Source organism: Thauera terpenica 58Eu, assembly GCF_000443165.1.
GTDB lineage: Bacteria > Pseudomonadota > Gammaproteobacteria > Burkholderiales > Rhodocyclaceae > Thauera > Thauera terpenica.
In genome coordinates, this window is the sequence record NZ_ATJV01000056.1 from 16,478 (window position 1) to 37,449 (window position 20,972).

Annotated in this window: 16 protein-coding genes; 6 read left to right on the forward strand and 10 right to left on the reverse strand. The window is 62.5% G+C overall.

Going from position 1 to position 20,972, the window contains the following annotated elements; all coding sequences use genetic code 11:
* Nucleotides 1–86 precede the first annotated feature (86 nt).
* Nucleotides 87–968 carry an HDOD domain-containing protein gene (locus M622_RS30525; RefSeq protein WP_021249455.1) on the reverse strand — a complete coding sequence of 294 codons (882 nt, stop codon included), beginning with the start codon at nucleotides 966–968 and terminating at the stop codon, nucleotides 87–89.
* A gap of 151 nt (nucleotides 969–1,119) precedes the next feature.
* Between M622_RS30525 and M622_RS30530 the strand changes: the two genes are divergently transcribed.
* The 3 genes from M622_RS30530 to M622_RS30540 all read left to right on the forward strand — a co-directional run bounded on the left by M622_RS30530 (nucleotide 1,120) and on the right by M622_RS30540 (nucleotide 5,322).
* Complete coding sequence (locus tag M622_RS30530; RefSeq protein ID WP_021249456.1) at nucleotides 1,120–2,115, forward strand: oxidoreductase; 996 nt, start codon at nucleotides 1,120–1,122, stop codon at nucleotides 2,113–2,115.
* A 29-nt stretch (nucleotides 2,116–2,144) separates the two neighbouring features.
* Nucleotides 2,145–3,332: a response regulator gene (locus M622_RS30535; protein ID WP_021249457.1), complete on the forward strand. Its 1,188-nt coding sequence runs from the start codon at nucleotides 2,145–2,147 to the stop codon at nucleotides 3,330–3,332.
* A gap of 97 nt (nucleotides 3,333–3,429) precedes the next feature.
* Nucleotides 3,430–5,322 (forward strand): propionate--CoA ligase, encoded by a 1,893-nt coding sequence (locus M622_RS30540; RefSeq protein WP_021249458.1) that lies wholly within the window; start codon nucleotides 3,430–3,432, stop codon nucleotides 5,320–5,322.
* A 112-nt stretch (nucleotides 5,323–5,434) separates the two neighbouring features.
* Here the strand turns inward: M622_RS30540 and M622_RS30545 are convergent, their stop codons facing one another.
* Genes M622_RS30545 through M622_RS30555 form a run of 3 tightly spaced genes read right to left on the reverse strand, consistent with a single transcriptional unit; the run spans nucleotide 5,435 to nucleotide 8,655 of the window.
* Nucleotides 5,435–6,190 carry a PEP-CTERM/exosortase system-associated acyltransferase gene (locus tag M622_RS30545; RefSeq protein ID WP_021249459.1) on the reverse strand — a complete coding sequence of 252 codons (756 nt, stop codon included), beginning with the start codon at nucleotides 6,188–6,190 and terminating at the stop codon, nucleotides 5,435–5,437.
* A gap of 2 nt (nucleotides 6,191–6,192) precedes the next feature.
* Nucleotides 6,193–7,353: an ABC transporter permease gene (locus M622_RS30550; protein WP_021249460.1), complete on the reverse strand. Its 1,161-nt coding sequence runs from the start codon at nucleotides 7,351–7,353 to the stop codon at nucleotides 6,193–6,195.
* 57 nt (nucleotides 7,354–7,410) lie between these two features.
* Complete coding sequence (locus M622_RS30555) at nucleotides 7,411–8,655, reverse strand: ABC transporter permease (protein ID WP_021249461.1); 1,245 nt, start codon at nucleotides 8,653–8,655, stop codon at nucleotides 7,411–7,413.
* Nucleotides 8,656–8,725: 70 nt separating this feature from the next.
* Here M622_RS30555 and M622_RS30560 point away from each other — a divergent pair, with 70 nt between their 5' ends.
* From M622_RS30560 to M622_RS30570, 3 genes are all read left to right on the forward strand, one after another.
* Entirely contained in the window at nucleotides 8,726–9,616 is an 891-nt protein-coding gene (locus M622_RS30560) for a ThiF family adenylyltransferase (protein WP_021249462.1), read from the forward strand.
* On the forward strand, nucleotides 9,609–10,700 hold the full coding sequence (locus M622_RS30565) for a nitroreductase family protein (RefSeq protein WP_021249463.1): 1,092 nt from the start codon (nucleotides 9,609–9,611) through the stop codon (nucleotides 10,698–10,700). The genes M622_RS30560 and M622_RS30565 overlap by 8 nt, the downstream gene beginning before the upstream one ends.
* A 209-nt stretch (nucleotides 10,701–10,909) precedes the next feature.
* Nucleotides 10,910–11,926 carry a PEP-CTERM sorting domain-containing protein gene (locus tag M622_RS30570; protein WP_245543063.1) on the forward strand — a complete coding sequence of 339 codons (1,017 nt, stop codon included), beginning with the start codon at nucleotides 10,910–10,912 and terminating at the stop codon, nucleotides 11,924–11,926.
* 126 nt (nucleotides 11,927–12,052) lie between these two features.
* Here M622_RS30570 and M622_RS30575 read toward each other — a convergent pair whose 3' ends face one another.
* From M622_RS30575 to cgtA, 6 genes are all read right to left on the reverse strand, one after another.
* Nucleotides 12,053–12,628: a hypothetical protein gene (locus M622_RS30575; protein ID WP_021249465.1), complete on the reverse strand. Its 576-nt coding sequence runs from the start codon at nucleotides 12,626–12,628 to the stop codon at nucleotides 12,053–12,055.
* A gap of 43 nt (nucleotides 12,629–12,671) precedes the next feature.
* Complete coding sequence (locus tag M622_RS30580; protein ID WP_021249466.1) at nucleotides 12,672–13,904, reverse strand: sulfotransferase family protein; 1,233 nt, start codon at nucleotides 13,902–13,904, stop codon at nucleotides 12,672–12,674.
* Between the two features lie 48 nt (nucleotides 13,905–13,952).
* Nucleotides 13,953–16,727 (reverse strand): XrtA/PEP-CTERM system TPR-repeat protein PrsT, encoded by a 2,775-nt coding sequence (prsT, locus tag M622_RS30585; RefSeq protein WP_031346897.1) that lies wholly within the window; start codon nucleotides 16,725–16,727, stop codon nucleotides 13,953–13,955.
* Between the two features lie 146 nt (nucleotides 16,728–16,873).
* On the reverse strand, nucleotides 16,874–18,070 hold the full coding sequence (locus M622_RS30590; protein WP_021249468.1) for a glycosyltransferase: 1,197 nt from the start codon (nucleotides 18,068–18,070) through the stop codon (nucleotides 16,874–16,876).
* Nucleotides 18,071–18,523: 453 nt separating this feature from the next.
* Nucleotides 18,524–19,639, reverse strand: a complete 1,116-nt coding sequence (gene proB, locus M622_RS30595) for a glutamate 5-kinase (RefSeq protein WP_021249469.1) — start codon at nucleotides 19,637–19,639, stop codon at nucleotides 18,524–18,526.
* A 97-nt stretch (nucleotides 19,640–19,736) separates the two neighbouring features.
* Entirely contained in the window at nucleotides 19,737–20,942 is a 1,206-nt protein-coding gene (gene cgtA / locus M622_RS30600) for an Obg family GTPase CgtA (protein ID WP_021249470.1), read from the reverse strand.
* Nucleotides 20,943–20,972 lie beyond the last annotated feature (30 nt).

Consider the following 20,972-nt stretch of genomic DNA (forward strand, 5'->3'; position numbering starts at 1 on the left):
GTCTGACTCCATTGCGAATGTTTGATGTTACTCCGCTCGTGGGCCGTATGGTCTGCAGAGGCACACGCAGGCGATACGAATAAGGCTCAGTGCGCGCAGGCCTGGTGAGGCGGGGGTGGGGAGGATAGCAGACGTTCGCGGGCGTCCTCGGGGGCGCCGAGGCGCTTGAGCAAGGTCTCGCGCTGCACGCGCAGCAGGGCTTCGAGCTCGGCGATGTCGTCGGGCACACCGGGATCATCCCAGCCGCGTGCGAGGTGACGGGTGATGCGTGCAGCCAGCTTTATCGTACGGACACGGGGGTCATCCTGCAGGCTGTCGTCAAGCAGTTGCACCAGCAAGCCGGGCAGGCGCCATGCGCGGATCAGGCCGAGCTGGATTTCGCCCGCGGTGACGCCAAAGACCTGCCGCTGCGCATGGGCCGAGCGCATGCGGAGGTCAGCAGCCTGGAGCGCATAGACCTGCGCGGTGAGGGCGGGAGCGTGGATCCAGCACACGATTTCGGTGGCTTCGTGCAGGGTGGCGGCAACGGTGATTTCCTGCACATCGAGATCGTGCCGCATCACCGCGAATTCGCGCGCGAGTTCGGCCACTCGCCGCGCGCGCGCGATCGTCCTGAGCACACCGACCAAGGCCCGAGGGTGTTCCTTGAGGGCATCCTCCACGGTGGGCAAGTCATTGAAGATACGAAAGAAAGGCTCAAGGCCGATCATCATCACCGCGCGCTCGATGGTGGTGATGTCATGGTTCTGCGATTTTCGTCTGTGGGTCTCGAGATAAGTCAGCAGGCGCATCGTCATGAGCGGATCGTTGAGCACGATGGCGGCGATCTGGCGACTGCCGGCGCGGTCCGGGTCGACGCCCAGCGCATCGAGTTCGTGCACCGTGCGCCGCAGCACGGGGAGTGTCTGTTGGGAAAAGTGGGCGACGTAGGCCTCGACCGACGGCAGGGGGGCAAGCAGTTGGCTCATGGGCGCACGCAGCGAAATTCCAGTGGCAGGATTATCGGCTGGCGCGGCCCGAACTGAAGCGATGCGCCAGAGCGACTCATCTATGGCGCTATAATTATCGCCAATTGTGCACAGACGTTCCGTGATATTCCACCGCAGGGAGAGCGCTCGTATGAATCCGTTCAAGGCCTTTGTGATCAATCAGGATGCGGACAGAAAAGTGCTTGCCAGCATGGCGACGCTGGCTCCCGAGCAGCTTGACGCCGGCGAAGTCACGATTCGTGTGCATTATTCCAGCATCAACTACAAGGACGCGCTCGCCGCCACTGGCGCGGGCAGGATCATCCGGCGCTTTCCCTGCGTGGGCGGCATCGACCTGGCGGGTGAGGTGGTCGAGAGTGCCGACGCCCGCTTCAAGGCCGGTGACCAGGTCATTGCCACCAGTTTCGACATCGGCGTTGCGCATCACGGCGGTTACGCCGAGTATGCGCGCGTGCCGGCGCAATGGGTGGTGGCCTTGCCTGAGGGGCTGGACCTGTTCGAGTCCATGGCGTTGGGCACCGCCGGATTCACAGCCGCGCTCGGCATCGTGCGCATGGAAGACAACGGACTGGCGCCGGCCAATGGCCCGGTGATCGTCACCGGTGCGACCGGTGGTGTGGGCGGCCTCGCCATCGACATGCTGGCGCAACTGGGTTACCACGTCGTGGCGCTGACCGGCAAGGCGGAAGAGGGTGATTACCTGAGGATGCTCGGTGCGGCGGAGATCAAACTGCGCTCCGAGATCGACTTCGACAGCACGCGTCCGCTCGAGGCCGCACAGTGGGCGGGGGCAGTGGATAACGTCGGCGGGCAGATCCTGCACTGGGTGCTGGCGACGATGAAGCAGGCTGGCACCGTGGCCAGCATCGGCAACGCGGCGAGCTTCAACATCAGCACCACGGTGTTCCCCTTCATCCTGCGTGGGGTCAGTCTACTGGGCATTGATTCGGGCTACATGGGCTTTCCCACACGCCAGCGCGTCTGGGATCGTCTGGCCACCGACCTCAAGCCCCGCCAGCTCGCGGCGGTGACGCGCACGATCGGGTTCGACGCCTTGCCCACCGCCTTCGACGACTTCATCCACGGCCGGGTCAAGGGGCGCACGGTCGTGCGCATCGGCGGCTGAGCCCGGACACAAGCCGTACAGGGGGGGCAATGAGCACGCCTGACAGACTGCCCCGCATTCTGGTGGTGGACGACTCGCGCATGGTGCGGGCGTCCATCCTCAAGCACATCCGCGGTCGTTTCGAGGCGCGCGAAGAGGTCGATGGCGAGGCGGGGTGGGAGGCCTTGCTGGTCGATCCGGCGATCGATCTGGTGCTGACCGACATCGGCATGCCGCGCCTTGATGGCTTCGCCTTGCTCGAGCGCATCCGGGCGTCCAGAGTGGCGCGGGTGCGTGAGCTGCCAGTGGTCATCATCTCGGGTGATGAGGACGAGCGCGCGCGTGCGCGTGCACTGGCGCTGGGGGCAAACGGTTTTGTCGCGAAGGGGGCGGGCAGCGTCGAGTTGCTCGCAACGCTGAGCGCGCTGCTCGAGCTCTCCCAGACGCGCGGTGAGCTCGAGCGTGGACGCGAAGCCTGGGCACGCCAGAGCCCGCAGGACCCCGACAGTGGCTTGCTCAGCCCCGCCTATGTCGAGCATCGCGGCGCGCAAGCGCTGGCGGAGGCGCGCCGCTACCACACCGAGGTCGCGGCCATGGTGATCGAGCTTGACGGCTATGACGCCCTGCTGGAGCGCCACGGCCTGCACGTCATGCAACTCATCGCGCGCAAGCTCACGAAGATGGTGACCGCGCGTATCCGTACCGAAGACAACATCGCGCAACGCTCCAATTCGCAGTTCGTGCTGCTGTCGCCAGGCATCGGCCTGGTTTCAGGCTGCGCCTTTGCCATGCGTCTGCGCAGCAGCTTCGAGAAGCTGGTGATGGCGTTTCGTGAGGAGCGCATCCGCGTCACCGTCACCATTGGCGTAGCCAGTTCGGAAGTCGACGGCCGGATCAAGGTCAGCGAGATGCTGGCGCTCGCGTCCGAGCGTGTGCTTCAGGGGCGCGCCCTGGGTGGCAACTGCGTGGTCGCGGATCGGGGGCGGGTGGACCCGCAGCTGCTCGAGCGCCAGCTTGCGCGGCAGTGCAGTGTGGATGCTGCGCTGCGTCAGTTGCGCGCGGGCTCGCCGGGTGAGGTCGAGGCACGTTTGCCCGAGCTCATTGCCACGCTGATGCCCTTGTTTGAGTTGATAGAATCGCGACTCCACTGCGGACTGCCTCTCAAGCAACTCCAACAATTTCAACTCGGGGCAGAAACCGGTGGTGGCGACGGAGAGGGTACCCAAACGACCGTCTGAGTCGAAAGCCGCCGCCCATGCCGAAGGCGCTTGCGTGCATCTTCGACCGGGCAGCACGTCACCTGCAGGACAGGGAATCAACCAGGGAGAGGATGCAATGACCGACTACCAGCAGTTTTATCGCCGCTCGATCGATGACCGTGATGGATTCTGGGCGGAGCAGGCCCAGCTCGTGCACTGGAACAAGCCGATCGAGCAGGTCTGCGACTACTCGCAGCCGCCGTTCGTGAAATGGTTCAAGGGCGGCGAGACCAATCTTTGCTACAACGCGGTCGACCGCCACGCTGCCCAGCGGCCCGACGACCGTGCGCTGGTGTACATCTCGACCGAGACCAACGAAGAGAAGGTGTACTCCTTTGCCGAACTGCAGCGCGAAGTGGAGCGCATGGCCGCGATCTACCAGGAGTTGGGAGTCAGGCGTGGCGACCGGGTGTTGATCTACATGCCGATGATCGCCGAGGCGGCCTTTGCGATGCTGGCCTGCGCACGCATTGGCGCGATTCATTCGGTGGTGTTCGGCGGCTTCGCCGCAGGCTCGCTGGCCACCCGTATCGATGATGCAAAGCCGGTGCTGATGGTGAGTTCGGATGCGGGGATGCGCAACGGCAAGCCGGTGCCTTACAAGCATCTGGTGGATGAGGCCTGCACCCTGGCCGAGTTTCCCCCGGCCAGGGTGCTGATCGTCAACCGTGGCCTCGACAAGGGTTTCTCCAGAGTCGCAGGGCGTGACGTCGATTACGCCGAGTTGCGCGCGAAGCACATGGACGCCCAGGTGCCGGTCGAGTGGATGGAGTCGTCCGCGCCCAGCTACATCCTTTACACCTCGGGCACCACTGGCAAGCCCAAGGGCGTGCAGCGTGACACGGGTGGTTATTGCGTCGCCCTGGCGGCGTCGATGAAGCACATCTTTGCCGGCAACCCGGGCGAAACCATGTTCGCGACCTCGGACATCGGCTGGGTGGTTGGCCACAGCTACATCGTCTACGGTCCGCTCATCGGTGGCATGGCAACGATCATGTACGAAGGTACGCCGCTGCGCCCGGATGCAGGCATCTGGTGGCAGATCGTCGAGAAATATCAGGTCAGCGTGATGTTCTCCGCACCCACCGCGGTGCGTGTGCTGAAGAAGCAGGACCCGGCTTTCCTCAAGAAATACGATTTGTCGTCGCTGCGGCAGTTGTTCCTGGCGGGTGAGCCGCTCGACGAGACCTCGCATCAGTGGATCATGGAAGAGCTGGGTATCCCGGTCATCGACAACTACTGGCAGACCGAGACCGGCTGGCCGATGCTGTCCATCTGCCGTGGCGTGGACGGCAGCCCGATCAAGCTCGGTTCGCCTGCTTTTCCGGTGTATGGCTACGACCTGCGCATCTTCCGCGAGGACGGCAGCGAGTGCGACGCCAACGAGAAGGGCATTGTCGGCATCATGCCGCCGCTGCCGCCAGGCTGCCTGTCGACCGTTTGGGGCCAGGACGATCGTTTCGTCAGCACTTACTTCAGCCTGTTCACCGATCCGGTGGTGTACTCCTCGTCCGACTGGGGCATCAAGGACGACAAGGGCTACCACAGCATCCTTGGTCGCATGGACGACGTCATCAACGTCGCCGGCCACCGTCTCGGCACGCGCGAGATCGAGGAGGCCGTGCAGGCTCACCCAGCCATCGCCGAGGTTGCGGTGGTCGGGGTTGCCGACGCGCTCAAAGGGCAGATGCCGATGGCGTTCGCGGTGGTGAAGGACGCCAGCGTGGTCGATACGGCTGAAAAACGCGCCGCGCTGGAAAAGGAAGTGATGAAGAAGGTCGACGCCAGCCTGGGTGCGATTGCCCGTCCGGCGCGGGTGCTCTTCATCGGTGGTCTGCCCAAGACGCGTTCAGGCAAGATGCTGCGCCGCTCCATCCAGGCGCTCGCCGAAGGGCGTGATGCGGGCGACCTAACGACCATCGACGATCCGAGCACGCTGGATCAGATCAAGGCCGCGCTGAAGGGCTGATACTCGACGGCAGCATGCGCTTGCAAACAGACAGGCCCGCTGGTGATCAGCGGGCCTGTCTGTTTTGGTGCGCTCGATGAGCTGGGCACACGGTGTCAAATGGGGTGTCGATTCAGGTTTTTGCCTGTTCGTCGAAGCTCTTGCCGATCTCTTCGCGCACGACGCGCCACAGGGGCAGAAGCAGGCTGCGCATGTTGCGGATGATCTCCTCGGTGCGCATCATCGACGGAACTCTAGTGCCTCTATGTGAGATGGGCGCTCCGATCTGGATCACCTCCACGCCAAGCTTGGCGAAGTGGGCGGCGAGGCGCGGTTCGGTGAGGACAAAAACCGTTTCGATCTGCTGCCGTTCGGCGAGCGCCACCGCACCCAGCAACAGACTCGTGGGGATATACGGAAAGCGTGGCTGCGCACCGGTGGAGAAGTCCGAGCTATTGATTGGCGCCTGCTCGTGCTCCTCGCCCTTGCGGCGCCGATATTGGCCGCGCACCGCGAGTCTGGAGATTTCCGCGATGCGTCCGCGCGCCAGCCGCGAGGGGTCGACGATTGAACGGTCGAGCAAAGCACCGCAAGTTTTCTCGAACGGGAGCAGTTCTTCGGGCTGCTCGGGATTGGTCAGCACGAGCCGTGTGCAGCCGACGGAGTCAAAAGGTTCATCGACCTTGCGCAGCAGGCAGTGCACGCTGTGTGCATCGTAGTGGTCGGTTTCGCGCCGATCGGGACGCAGGGCTTCGAATTTGAGGTTTTCGCAATAGACCTCGTGCCGGATGTGGAAGACATCTCCAAGCAAGGCGTCCGTCGTTGCGGCGCAGATGTTGAAATACTTCTTGAAACCCGTGCCGAGATTGATTGGTTCAATGATGGACATGACTAAGCGCCTTGGCGAAGCAGGGTTGCCACAGGTATGGACGAGATGCGCTTGGCAGGCAGTAGAGATGCCAGCAGCGTTGCAACAAAACCGGTCAGGAAAGCCGATAGCAGAGTGTGGGGGACGATGCGTATCATGGCCGTGTAACCCACATTTGAGTTGGGAGGCGGGGGCATGGAAATTCCAATTTTCGACACAGCCATTGCGACGGCGATACCGATCGCCACCCCAAGCAAGCTGCCGAACAAACCAAGCATCAGATTTTCCGTGACGATCAGCCGGAATATATGACGATTCTGGTTGCCCAGAGCGAGCATCGTGCCGAACTCGGACAGGCGTTCGAACGCAGTCATGTTGACGCTGTTTGCGACCGACAGCAACACCATCAATAGAATGATCGCCTGCAGGATGCCGAACTGGCGCTCATATAGCGTCAGCGTTTTCTCGTAGAAGTCGGAGAGCGCTCGCCAGTGCCTGGCCTCCAGCTTGCTGTCCTTGAGCAGCGCGGAAATTGCGTGATGGGCCGTGTCGGTGTCTTCGGTGCGGTGGAGGGTTGTGACCAGCAGATTCGCACCGGCGGTATCGAGCAGTTCCTGCGCGGCAGTGAGCGGAATGCGCACCGCACGGGAGTCGAACTCCTTTGAAAAGCTCTGAAACACACCGATCAGTTCGAAGTCCAGCGTGTTCATCGCTCCGTCGGCTGTGCTCAGCACGAGACTGACGCTGTCGCCCACTTTCAGGCTCAGCGAATGTGCCACACCCTGGCCAATAACCATGCCGAATACGTCGTCATCTTTCAGGTGTCTGCCCGATATGATCTGGAGGAAGGTTCCGAGGCGCGCCTCCTTGTCGGGCTCGATTCCTTCGCCGATGATGCCCAGGTCACGTCTGCCGTTGTTGAGCAAGCCTGTGAAGCTCAGTCTCAGCGTCGCCTCCTTCACTTGCGGCAAGGCCTCCACGCGTTTGGAAAGTAGGTGCGGATCATCGATCAGGAAACGCTCGGGCTGGCGTGTCCCGCGCTCGATGAAGTCCTTGCGGAAGACCTGTACGTGTCCGGTCTGCGAGTGGATGATGGCCTCTCCCAGCTGCACGAAGATGTCCTGCACGAAGCCGCCTGACACGATCAGTCCACAGACGCCAAACACGATCGCAGTCAGCGTCATCAAAGTGCGAACTCGTTGACGCAGCAGGTTTCTGAGCGCAAGTCGGACTAGCATGCCCTACCTTTGGTGACGCAGCGCGTCGACGATGTTCATCCGCGAAGCCTTCCAGGCCGGCATGATGCTGGCCAATAGCGTGGTGATGAACGCGAGGGTGAAGGCGTCCATCGCCAATCCGGGCGAGATCGAAATGCGTCCGATGAAGCCGATATCCATACCCGGCGGTGGCGGCATGGGGATGCCAACGGCAGAAATGGCCATCGCCAGCAGCGCGCCCAGGCCCACGCCGAGCAGGCCTCCAATCGCACCCAGCAACGCGCCCTCGGTGAGAAACATCACCATCACGCCGCGCCGGCGCACGCCAAGGGCCATGGTCGTACCGATCTCGCCCGTTCGTTCTATGACCGCCATCGACAAAGTGTTTGAAATGCTCAGTATGACGATCAGTGCGATCAGCAGTCGCACGACATCGACCTGGCGTGTGAATAGCTTGACGGTCTTGTTGTAGAAGTCGGCAAGTTCGTACCAAGGAATGACTTCGAACTTGTCCGCTGGCAAGGCCTGGCGCAGACGCTCCACCGCGCCATCGGTTCCGTCCGTTTCCTCGAGCAGCACGACCCAGCTGGTTGCGCCCTCCACCCGCATCAGCTTGCGGGCTATGTCTATCGGTACTCTCAGCGCTGCGTCATCGTATGCCTTGGCGGTGGTGGCGAAGGTGCCGACGACCTTCAACTCGACTGCGTTCAGGCCACCCTTGGCTGTGTTCGCAAGCAAAACGATGGTGTCGCCAGGTCTGGCGCCCAGGTTGGCCGCCAGACCTTGCCCGAGAATGGCTGACTGCTCCTCGCTTGAGGCCAGGTTGTTACCCGCCACGATCCGGACCGAGCGCGCAATGGGAGCTTCGAGTTCGGGCTCGATGCCTTCTCCGGTGAAGCTCAAAGCCGTATTGTCGCCAAGCGAAATCAGGCCGTTGAAGACAAGCCTTGGGGCTACCGTGCGCAGGCGCTCCACTCCCGCGTGTTTGGCTACGCCTGAATCAGCAGGCAAAAGATACTGGTAGGGGTCGCCGAGGCCCTGGCGGAAATAGCCCGGACGAATCACCTGTACGTGGCCGAGCTGAGAGTGAATCGTGGACTCGCGCATATTTCCGAGTAGCCAGTGGATAAACCCGCCCGCGAGCAAAAAGGTGACCACTCCGCCAGAAATGATGAGGAGCGCCAAGGCCGCCCTTCGACGCTGGCGAAAGAGGTTGCGGAGCGCCATCAGGAGGGTGAGCCTGGCGTGGTTTGTGGCTTCGTCGAGCATCGTGTCGCGTGTCACAGATAACCGGAGCTATCATAGCCGTTGGGACAACCTCACAGAAGGAGAATCGCGGATGCAGGGCGATTTTGACTACGACACCGCCTTTTCCCGCAACCTGGGCTGGGTTACGGAAGCCGAGCAAGGCTTGCTGCGCGGTAAGCGGGTCGCCATCGCCGGAATGGGGGGGGTGGGGGGCGTGCACTTGCTGACGCTGGCCAGGCTGGGGATCGGCGGCTTCAACATTGCTGATTTCGATCGGTTCGACCTGGCCAACTTCAATCGACAGGCGGGGGCTCTGGTTTCCACCATCGGTCAGCCCAAGGTCGAGGTCTTGCGCGGGATGGCCGAGGATATCAATCCCGGGTTGAACCTCAGTATTTTCGCCGATGGTGTTGACGCCGCCAACCTTGACGACTTTCTCGAAGGTGTTGATCTCTACGTTGACGCGCTGGATTTCTTCGCCTTCTCAGCCCGACGAGCCGTATTCTCTGCCTGTCGCAATCGAGGCATCCCGGCGATCACTGCTGCGCCGCTGGGCATGGGTACGGCGGTGTTGGTGTTTACCGAAGACAGCATGTCCTTTGATGACTATTTCGGTCTTGCAGGTTGCACCGAAGAGGAGATGGCCGTGCGCTTCCTGCTCGGGCTCTCGCCCGGCATGTTGCAACGCAGCTACCTCGCGGACCCCTCACGGGTGGACCTGCGTGCCCGCAAGGGGCCGTCGACGATTGCGGCCTGCCAGATCTGCGCAGGCGTCACCGCGGTTGATGCATTGAAGCTGCTGCTTGGTCGTGGTGAGGTCTTGAAAGCGCCCTGGGGGTATCAGTTTGATGCTTACCGCAATCGCCTCAAACGTACCTGGCGCCCGGGCGGGCATCGCAATCCGCTTCAACGTATAGGGCTCTGGCTGGGACGCAGGCAGTTACAGCGTATGAAGAACACCTCCGAGGCTGGGCATGAGTGATTCAAGTCTGCTCCAAGACATACTTCAGCGCGCGCGCTGGGCGCCGAGCGGCGACAATACGCAGCCGTGGCGCTTCGAGCTGGTGGACGCGGCGCACCTTGCCGTGCATGGGTTCGACACCCGCGATCACGTCCTCTACGATTTCGATGGTCGTGCCAGCCAGCTTGCGCATGGTGCACTGCTCGAGACGATCCGGCTTGCGGCGAGTTGCCATGGCATGCGGGTGGAATGGCGCGTACGTCCGGATTGCCCGGAGACGACCCCGATTTATGATGTCCGCCTGGTGCCGGACGCCACCATCGAGCGCGATCCGCTGCAGGCCTTCATCGAAACCCGAGTTGTGCAGCGCCGCCCCATGCGCTTCAGCGCTCTTGCGCCCGGGCAGCGCGAGGCACTCGCGCGCGCGGTCGGCCCGGAATATCGCCTGCGATTTTTCGAGACCTTTGCCGACCGGCTCCGCGTCGCGCGTTTGCTGTGGGCGAATGCTCACATCCGGCTTACGACGCCTGAGGCCTTTGAGGTGCATCGCAGCATCATCGAGTGGGGCGTCCAGTTCAGCGAGGATCGTATCCCTGATCGGGCGGTCGGCGTCGACCCCATGACCTCACGCTTGATGCGCTGGGTGATGCAGAGCTGGCAGCGGGTCGACTTTTTCAACCGTTACCTGCTCGGCACGGTGGTGCCACGCATTCAGCTCGACTTCCTGCCCGCACTTGCATGTTCCGCACATGTCTTGATGCAGCCCCTGCGCAGGCCTGTTGAACTGTCTGACTACCTCAAGGCCGGAATTGCGCTGCAACGCCTGTGGCTGGCAGCCGAGGAGCAGGGTATGCACCTTCAGCCCGAGATGACGCCGGTGATCTTTCGCTGGTATGCGCAGGCTGGGCGTTCGCTCTCGGCGCGACAAGGTGCTGACACAGCGGGCTTGGCACTCGCACGAAATTTCGAGGCGATCGTGCCCGCTGCTGTGGACGATCCGTTCGTGTTTTTTGCTCGCGTCGGGGTTTCCGATTTGCCGAGTTCGCGCTCCGTGCGTAAGCCGCTCACTGAGCTGATGTGGTCGGATGTGCACAGGGATGGGTGAGCGGCGAGGTGTCGGTTTTTTTTACACTATGGCCTCGGAAACCCCTTTTTGAATTTCAATCTGTCCTCTAACGTGTTGTATTTAAATAGATTAAAATATCTGGCCTGGTAATTGCTTATAGATGTGCGAGCGATTCGGTAGTGCTGAGACCTTCTTCAAGGTCAAGGGCGCCAGACGCCAGCAGTAATTTTTTTGAATCGGAGGACACAATGAACATGAAGAAGACAACGCTCGCTATGGCTCTGCTGGCCGGTCTTGCAATGGGCGTTTCAGGGCAGGCTTCTGCCAGCGTCTATGCAGGTTCGTCGCTGGACATCAGCAACCTCACCATCGGGTTTGTGAACGCGAGCAGCGGCGCGCTGATCACCAACCTGAATCCGCAGTTCACTTTCAACGTCGAGGACTCCGCGACGCTGAACAGCAACACGCAAGCGTTTGCCGCAGGCTGCTCCAGCCTCGTCGGCAATTGCGGTACTTCCCCTGGGCCAGTGTTGACGGTGAATGCAGCGAACGCACCCGGTTCCACCGTGGTCCGTGCTAACTCGAACTATTCGCTGATGGGCCAGTATACCGGCACCTTTGCGAACTCGAACGTTGAAATCACGACCGCGCAGCTGGTCAATGGTATTCCGTCGCACGCTCGGCAAGTAGCCGAGGCGGAAGTCTTGGGCAAGGGTCAAGCCCAGGCCTCGGCGAACATCCAGTCGAACACGACCTGGACCTTCACCTTCGACATCACTGAAACGGCGAACATGGCTCTGAGCTTCATCGCCAACCCGGAGATGAAGGCCGACGTGTCGCTGGTGCCGCCTTACACGGCCGGTATTGCGCAGACCAACATCACAACCAACTTCACCTTGAATCGTCTGTCCGGCGGCGCCGGCGCGAGTCCTTTCGTGAGTTGGTCGCCGAACGGCGTCAACGGCGACGCCATCTGCGTGAACGTGCTGGGTTGTGCTGAGGTGGATAGCGAGAGCCTCAACGAAACGCTCGGTGTTGGTCCGCTTTCTTCGACGCTGACGCATAGCTTGGGCACCCCGGGCAGTGCATTCAGTCTGAACATTGCCGGTCTGAAGGCGGGCCGTTATGCGCTGACGCTGGCTGGGACGACGAGTGTGAACGTGACCCAGGTCCCGGAACCCGGCACCTTGTTGTTGATTGGTGGTGCCCTGGCTGCGCTCGGCGTGGGTGGTGCTCGTCGTCGCGCTGGTGCGATGGCTGCCTGATCGACTTCGGTCGGCGGGCTGTGCCCTCAGGGATGGGGGCACGACACATAAAAAAACCGCAGGCTTGAGGCCTGCGGTTTTTTTACGTCTGACGTGTGTGCTCGGTTGGCGCCCGGGAACCCTCTTTCAATGTTCTGGGTTGAGGCTGGGCTCGAGATCGTGGTCGATCTTGCTGATGGCGATACCCATCAGGACAAAGTGAATGCTGACGTAGAGTTTCAACACCCCGGCGACGAAGGCAAACAAAGGGTTGGATTGCAATGCCGTTGCGATAAGCGTGAGGATCACGCTCATGCCCAGCATTGCGCTGTTCCCGCGCTTGAAGACGAAGTAGATCGGAGACGGGAAGCCGGTTTGTAGCGCCTGCCAGGTGCGACGACCACTGTAGAAGAAGAGCGCGAAAGCGACAATCCACAGCGGGGACGCACGCTCGATCGGGTCGCCAAAGAGGGTTGCCAGCGCAAATGCTGCCGGCACGATGTGCGTGGCGACATGGAGTCGCATGATGCGCGTCCCGTCCGCAGAGATTTGCGCAATCTGTCTGCCCGACAGTCGCCACGCATGGATCAGGAGCGTGCCCAGCGTCAATGCGGAGAGCGCAGCCGCGCCTGCCTGCAGGCCTGGGGCCAGATCAAAAATCTTCGCAGCAAGCGTGGCAATCGTCGCGCTGGAAGCAATCACCGATAGCACCGCGAGTCGCATGGCTAAGCCCTTCTTTCGGGGTTGATGCGTGGTTCAGAAGGCCTCAGCGCGGTGGGGCGACATCAAAGCGCTGCATGTAGGTGGCGAAGCGTTCGCGAATGCCACCGGCGCTGAGGCCGAAATCTTCCGGGCTGTACTTGTGGCCCCGGCTCTTTTCGCGATCGGCCACAAGAAAGCTCGCCATACGCTGTTCTGCCGCGGGGCTGAGCTCAAGCCCAAAGTAATCGTAGATGCTGTGCACGGTCTGCATCGGATCGGCCGTCAGGCCTTGGTAGGGCAGGTCGAGGAAGCGCGCTGGCGGATGTGAGGGCCTTGCCTCCAGATACGCATCCATGTCGGTCGCGAGGCGATCGAGAATTTGTTCGCCGAGCTGTTGCGGGTCAATCCGTGCCGAGCAGATGCCGCGAAACGCCGCGTTGAGACTGGCCCAGGATGACACAGCCTGCACCGGGTCGCGATGCAGGTGCACCAGGCAGGCGTCCGGATAGACCTGCAGGATCGCGTCAGTCGCCGCGAGATGATCGGGAGATTTGAGCAGCCAGCGTGTCGCCGGATAGCAGGACTGAAGGGTTTGCAAGATGCGCTTGTGGTGCTGGTAAGTCGGCAGGTGTTCGACGCTGTTGAGCCACTGCGAGAAGGCGGGGACATTGAACATCCCGGCGAGCGCCTGCGTATCGAAACCCTGCATCAACAGCGGAGTACATTCTTCCGGACCGTCAAGGTGGAACTCGTGGATGTTCTCCAGCTGCGGCGCCAGATGGCGTTGAAAGTGCATCAGCAACTGCCCGGTCCGTCGTCTCGGATCCTGCTCGGGGCGTCGCACGCGCGCGGGGGGGATCTGGGAGACCGTGGCTTCCCAGTTGCTCAGGTAGCGGTGTGCCGGGTCGCACGCGAGGAGGTTGAACAGGAAGGAGGTACCGCAGCGCGGGAGCCCCAGGATGATGAGCGGTTGCTCAGTGCTGGCGCGTAGTATTTCCGGCCGTTCCTGCCACAGCTGGGCGAGGCGACCGCGGTTGCTCAACAAGCCGGCCAGGAGCTGCGATACGTAGTAACGCCCGAATGGATGGAGCTCGGCGGTGTCGTTGAGCGCATTGACGAGACGCTCAAGCGCTTCAAGCGTTGCGCCGTCGAGGCTGGGCGATGAGCACGATTTCGCGGTCTTTTCCAGCAGCGCTGATGATGACAGCTTGGCCGCGCTCGCCTTGCTGTCGATGAGGGTGGAGGCGAAGTTCCAGCCCCTCACCAGCAGGCTGCGATACGGTTCATGCGTGCTCATGGGTTCGGGTTTCCTGACGAGCGGCGGGAACTTGGCTGGCAGCGAGGCTCAGTTGCGGGCGTCGAGCTCGGCCACGAGCTTGCGGGCATGTTCTGCGACGGGTGAGCCACTTCCCTCCTTCAGAACTGTGCCCAGTGTTTCTCGGGCATCCTTCATCTTGCCTTGGGCGATCTGAACGCGCGCGAGATTGAGCGCAATCTGCATGTCCTTGGGGCTTGCTTTACTCGCTTCAGTGACGAAGCGCGCGGCCTGGGCAAAATCCTTGCGTTCGAGATAGAGCATGCCGAGCGTATCGAGAACATGGGGGTCCTCGGGCGCGAGCTCAAGCGCCCGCCGTGCCAGACGGAGTGCTTCCTCCGGATTTTGCGCCCGGCTGAGCCAGGCGATGTTGTTGATTGAGGGGATGTGGTTCGGCTCTAGCTTGAGGACCCGCTGATAGGCTGCGACCGCTTCGGCTTCCTGGCCAAGGCTGAGGTGTGCTCCGGCCAGGTGAAGGAGCGCCGCAATGTCGCCCGGGTGGGCGTCGATCCAGGTGTTGAGTCCGCTGAGAGCAGCTTCATAGTTCTTCTGTCCCCATTGCGCACGTACCAGTTCGAGCGCAAGTTCGGTGTTCGGCGTTTTGGCGAACGCACGACCGAGATTGTTTTCAGCGGCGACGAAGTCGCCTGTGACGAGGGCGTGCCAGCCGCTTGTGGCGAGCACTTCCGGCAGTTCACCGAAGTCCTGCAGCAGTTTTTTGGCAGCTGCTGCAGCCTTGTCGAACAGCTTGGCATGAGTCAGAAAACGAACCTCGCCGATGCGCGCGGGCAGATAGCGCGGATCAAGCTTGAGTGCTTCGTCCAGTGCGCGCTGCGCGCTGAGGAATTGACCGCCATGCAGCAGGCTTTCCGAGAGCATGAAGCGTGCCCGCGCAGACTCAGGAGCGACCCGGACGAGGTGTTCGAAGCTGGCTCTCGCCGCCGTTGCATCATTCTTGGCTAGCGCTGCGCTGCCTCTGAGCTCGAGAAAGAGGGGGTTTGCGGCCAGTTGTGCATCGCTCAGGTTGCGCAGGACTTCGAGTGCCTTGTCGGGTGCGTCCGCGTTGAGGTGGCGCCTCGCGAGGAGTGCTCTAGCCGTGTCGGCGGCGGGGTTTGCCTTGATGAGCTTCTCGAGCGTGAGGTTGGCTGCTTCCGCGTTGCCGAGAGCATGCTCTGCCGCGACCAGCAGCAGCGCTGAGGCCTCGTCCGTCGGTGAGCTGAGAGTGATAGGTCCGACCAGTTCGCGGACGCGTTCGTAGTTGTGATCATTGAGTTCGAGCTTGGCCATGTTCAGACGAGCGCTGCGGTTGGTCGGCTGTTGGTCGAGTACCTTCTGCAGCTTGATCCGGGCTTGTGGCCACTGCCCGCTTGCGAGGTCGATTGCAGCATCGAGCCCGAGTGGATCGATTTGATCCGGGTAGGCGCTGAGCAAGGTCTTCACGCGCGCACGCGCGTCGTCGAAATGGTCGTCACGGAAGGCCTGCAAGGCCAGGATGAAGGCGGACTGGTATTCGTCGGCCTTGCCGGGGGGCAGTTCCGGCACGGCTGCACCCGCCATCAGTTGAGCGAGCATCAGCAGGCTGACGACAGAGCGTGAATCCGGGTGCAGGACTGCCAGCCGCTCGGCATAACCGAGGCCACTACGTACGTCGCCTTCGAGCAGTGCTGCGGATGCCAGCATTTGAAGCGTGATGACATCGTCAGGCTTGCCTTTCAGTGCTGCTGCAAGCGCCGAGCGTGCGGCGGCGAACTCGCCCTTGCTGATCTCGGCAAGTCCAACCAGAACGTTCGCTTCGCGCGTGCCAGGGGCTGCTGAGCGGATGAATTCCGCATGCGTCAGCGCCTGCTCGGGTTGATTGAGCATGAGCCGCGTGGTTGCGAGGTACAGGCGACTGGGCAGATAAGCCGGGGCTTCAGTGATGCTGGTTTCGAAGGCGACAGCCGCTTCGTTGAATTTTTGCTGATTGAAATACAGCAGTCCACGCAGATAGGCGACGTAAGGGTGTCCAGCTTGTCTGCTGAGCGCATCGAGGTCGGCTTCAGCTGGCTTGAATTTGCCTTGCTGCAAGCGTGCATGGGCGCGTCGGGCAAGTTCGAGACTGCGGTAGGTACGTGCCGAAATGGCCTTGTCGTAGGCATTTTCTGCAGCCTCGAAGTTGCCTTGCTCAAGTTCAAGGTCACCAAGCAGCGACCACCCGTCGGCGAGGTCGGGCGTCTGTGCGAGGGCTTTCTCAAGCAGGGTGCGTGCGGGCTCGAAATCCGCGCGCAAAACATGTAGCTGTGCCATCCCCAGCAGAACATCCGGATTGTCGGGGTCGAGTCCCTCGGCGCGCTCGAACTGAATCCTGGCTTCGTTGGCGTCGCTCTTGAGCAACAATGCCGCGCCGCGCAGGCTCAGCAGCGTGGCCTGTGTTGACTTCGAGGCATCGTTCGGGAGGGTGGAAGTCTCGGTCAGCAAACGATCAGTGTTGCCTTGCTGGAGAAGGGCGCGGGCAAGCACCGGTAGCGCTTCGGCCCGTGGTATGCCAAGACCCATTGCGAGCAGGGCATCCCGCTCCGCTTTCTGCCACTCGCCAAGTTCAAGTGAGGTTTTTGCCAGCAACCAGCGCGCGTCCCGATTCTGCGGGTCTTGCTGAAGGGCGTTGCTGAGTTCGATGGATGCTGCGGAAAAGGATTTGTCGGCAAGGTGCTGGCGCGCCTTCTCGACTTGTTCAGTCGGGCTTTGATCTTGAGCACAGGCACCCAGCAACAGCATGCTGCTGAGGGTAAGAGCTCGAAAAGGCTTGTAAAGGCGACGGTTCTGCATGCGGCTTTCCCTGGTGTGGGTTGTGCTGCGTGTGGATGAAGTTGTGCCAGCGCTACGGCACGACTCGTCCTCAGCAACCTGAATTCATACGGGATTGTAGCAAAGCGGAAAAAGCCCGGAGACCTTGCTTTGACCAGTTGCTTTGATCAGTGCACGAGGTCGAGCGTGTTCAGAATCACGGGAAGGATGTCGCTCAGGTTGGACCGGGAGCATGAGGTCCGGATGCGTCCTGCCTGCTCACGATAGCCGGGGTGATGAAGCAGGCGGTCGACGGCCAGGGTGACGAGTTTCGCTGAACTGCGGTCGGCCCTGATCGTGAGGCCGGCGCCGAAGGCCTCGATCGCCCGCATGTTGAGGAACTGATCCATGTTGCGCGGGATGCCGAGCACGGGGACCCCGTTTGCCAAGGCCTGATTGGTCGTTGGGCTGCCGCCATTACAAACCACAAGATCGGCCATTGCGCACATCAGGTCTCCCGGGAGGTAATCCGCGATGTAGGCCCGTGAGCTCTTCAGCTCGCTCGTTAGCGTGCGCCCCGCTGTGCTGATCACGATGTTGCAATCGAAGTGTTCGAGTGCCGGCACAAGGGCCGAAAGAGCCGACGGTGAGCCTGAGCTGCCCATCGTGACGTAGACGAGGGGTCGTCCGTCTGCAGGGGGCGCGGAGAACTTCGCTGAATCGGGAGACCAGGCGAGGGGGCCGATGAATAGCGCCCCCGAATGAGGGTGTACATCGGGGAACAGCGGTGGCGGATTGGCGAAGAGACGTAGATCTGCGTCGGTGTAGCACTTGCGCAGGTCGCCCTCGAAGCCAGGCAGCCCGTAACTGCGACGCAGGCGCTCCATGGGTCGGGCGTGGATTCTGAAGGCCAGCGGCGCCACGTGGCGAAACAGAGCCTGGCTCAGGCCAAGCGGTGCGAACTGGGTCCACGGAAAGACCGGCAGGATGGGGGCTAGTGGGGTCTCCGGGCTCCAGTAGGCGTCACAGATGGTGGCATAAGGAAGACGTTCGAGCCGGGCGCTGACCGAGAGGGAGAGCCTGAAGTCGCCGATTATGGCGCCAGGGCGGACCTCCTGGATAAGTTTGCGGTCATCTTCAACGTATTGCTGCAAGGTCTTGAAGGTATAGAGCGGTTTGCCAGAGTCCAGTCGTTGCGCGAATTCCGTTGGGGGCTGGGTTTCCAGATCCATTACCCGAAAGGGGGCGTCTGCAGTCATCCAGGCGTAGGCCTGCGGGCGGGCAAGGACAACGTCGTGCCCGAGCTGGTGCAGGGCGCGGGCCAGCAGCAAGGGGCGACCGACATGGGCGAGGGTGGAGCCTTCGCCCATCAGGAGTATGCGCATGGGAGAGGATGGCATTGGGGCGATGGCCTGAGTTGCGCACGCGCTTCAGTGATGGGGTTGCAGTGGGCAAGCCGTCTTGGATACGCCGACGCGTCAAGTTGCGGCCATGTCCCAGTCGCAAGCGCTGGGTGACAGCTAGCCAAGGTGGGGTACGGGTGAACCTCATTGTAGAAGCGGACGATGCAGTAAGCGAGGTCCGGACTGGCCAGCAGCTCATGGCGGGCGGCGCGGGCATGCTCACGACCGCGATCTGAAGGGAAGAGCACAGCCGGTAGCGGGGACAGGGGTGTGATCGCCCTGTGCAGACGACGACTGCGTTACGACTGTGTTGCCGGTCAGCGCAGCGTCTGTGCGATCTCCCCTCCGCGTGTTCGTCGCTCCCGGAGCGTGGTGGCCTGCGCCGGGCGCAACGCGGGCAGGGGGTTCATACTGCCCAATACTGGGTCAGCGGGCTCAGCATGCCACCATATTGTCCCGGTGAATGAGTTCCGGTTCGTCAATATAGCCGAGCAGCTCCTTGATGGCAGCGGTTGGCTTGCGTGCGATCTTGCGGCACTCGCTGGCGTTGTAGTTGACCAGGCCACGCGCGACTTCCTCGCCCGCGATGCTGCGGCAGGCCACGGCTGCGCCTCGTTCGAAATCCCCGCGCACTTCCAGCACCCCGACCGGCAGCAGGCTGCGCCCGCTCTTCAGGGCGGACACGGCGCCATCGTCGATGATGAGATCGCCCGCGAGCTGGAGGTGATCGGCAATCCACTGCTTGCGCGCCTGCAGCCGGGTGCTGGTGGCGTAGAGCAGGGTGCCGATGGCCTCGCCCTGCGCCAGGCGCAGCAGGGCGTCGGTTTCGTGACCGCTGGCGATGCAGGTATGAGCGCCGCTGCGCGCCGCGCGCTGGGCAGCGCGGATCTTGGTGATCATGCCGCCCTTGCTGATGCCGGTGCCCGCACCGCCGGCCATGGCTTCGTAGCGGCGGTCTTCGGCTCGCCCCTCGGAAATCAGCGTTGCGGTCGGATCGCGGCGCGGGTCGGCAGTGTACAGGCCTTGCTGGTCGGTGAGGATGATCAGCGCCTCGGCTTCGATCAGGTTCGCCACCAGCGCGCCCAGGGTGTCGTTGTCGCCGAACTTGATCTCGTCGGTGACGACGGTGTCGTTCTCGTTGATGATCGGCACGACGCCGAGCTCGAGCAAGGTGGTCAGCGTGCTGCGGGCGTTGAGATAGCGGCTGCGGTCGGCGAGGTCCTCGTGCGTGAGCAGGATCTGGGCGGTGTGCAGGCCGTGGCGGGAGAAGGCCTTCTCGTAGGCTTCGACCAGGCCCATCTGGCCGACGGCGGCCGCGGCCTGCAGCTTGCTCATCGCCTGCGGGCGTTTGCTCCAGCCCAGGCGCTGCATGCCGGCGGCGATGGCGCCCGATGACACCAGGGTCACTTCGTACCCTGTGGCGCGCAGCGCGGCGATCTGGCGCGCCCAGTCGTCGAGTGCGTCCTTGTCGAGGCCGGCGCCGTTGTTGGTGACGAGGGCGCTGCCGACCTTCACCACGAGGCGGCGGGCGTTGCGGATCTTGGTTCTCATCTGTGTTGCAAACCTTGGGTCAACAGAGATTGGGGGCAAAGGTGGTGCTTCAGGGCGGCGTGCGACTACGCAGTGCGCGCCGCACGCCGTTGCCGCCTCAGCGGCTTGCGTCGGCGGGCTCGTCGTCGTCAGGCGAATTGTCGGCGGGCAGTTCGTCCTCCGCCAGACTGTCCTGGGCGCTGAGCACTTCCGCTTCGAACGCGGCGTCAGCGGCCGCGCGTGCGGCCTCGATTGCAGCCAGGCGCGCGGCCTCTGCCGCATGACGCTCGGCGCGTTCGGCCTCGATGCGGGTGCGTTCGGCGTCGAGGAAGTCCTGCAGGGCAAAGATCAGCGGCTTGGTGCCCTCGCCGTTGATGGCGGAAATCTCGAAATGGCGCTCGACCGGGCCGTAGGCCTCGAGAAAGGCGGCAATACGCGCTGCCTGCTCTTCCGGCGCGATCAGGTCGAGCTTGTTCAGCACCAGCCAGCGCGGCTTGGCGTAAAGCTCGTCGTCATACTTGCGCAGTTCTTCGACGATGGCTTTGGCGTCCGCGACCGGGTCGGCCTCGGGGTCGAAGGGGGCAAGGTCGACCAGGTGCAACAGTACGTGGGTGCGCTGCAGGTGGCGCAGAAACTGGTGTCCTAGGCCTGCACCTTCGGCCGCGCCTTCGATCAGGCCGGGAATGTCGGCGATGACGAAGCTGCGGTTCTCCGCCGTGCGCACCACGCCCAGATTGGGCGCGAGGGTGGTGAAGGGGTAGTCGGCAACCTTGGGTTTGGCCGCGGACACGCTGCGGATGAAGGTCGACTTGCCGGCATTGGGCATGCCGAGCAGGCCGACGTCGGCCAGGATCTTCAACTCCAGGTAGAGGCTGAGCTGTTCGCCTTCCTGCCCCATGGTCTTCTTGCGCGGGGCGCGGTTGATGCTCGACTTGAAGTGAATGTTGCCCAGGCCGCCGCGGCCGCCGCGCGCAATCAGGATCTTCTTGCCGTCCTCGTCGAGGTCGGCGATGAGCTCGTCGGTTTCGAGCCGGCGGATCACGGTGCCGACCGGGAAGCGCAAGGTGATGTCGTCGCCGCCCTTGCCGTAGCAATCGCGGCTGCCGCCGTTTTCACCACGCTGGGCGCGGAAGCTGCGCGTGTAGCGGTAGTCGATCAGGGTGTTGATGTTGCGGTCGGCCACGGCATAGACACTGCCGCCACGCCCGCCGTCGCCACCGCTGGGGCCGCCCTTGGGGATGAACTTCTCGCGGCGGAAGGTGGCGGCGCCATTGCCGCCGTCGCCGGCGAAGACTTCGATGCGGGCTTCGTCAAAAAACTTCATGCCTGATCAACCTTGATCGAAAAATAAAAA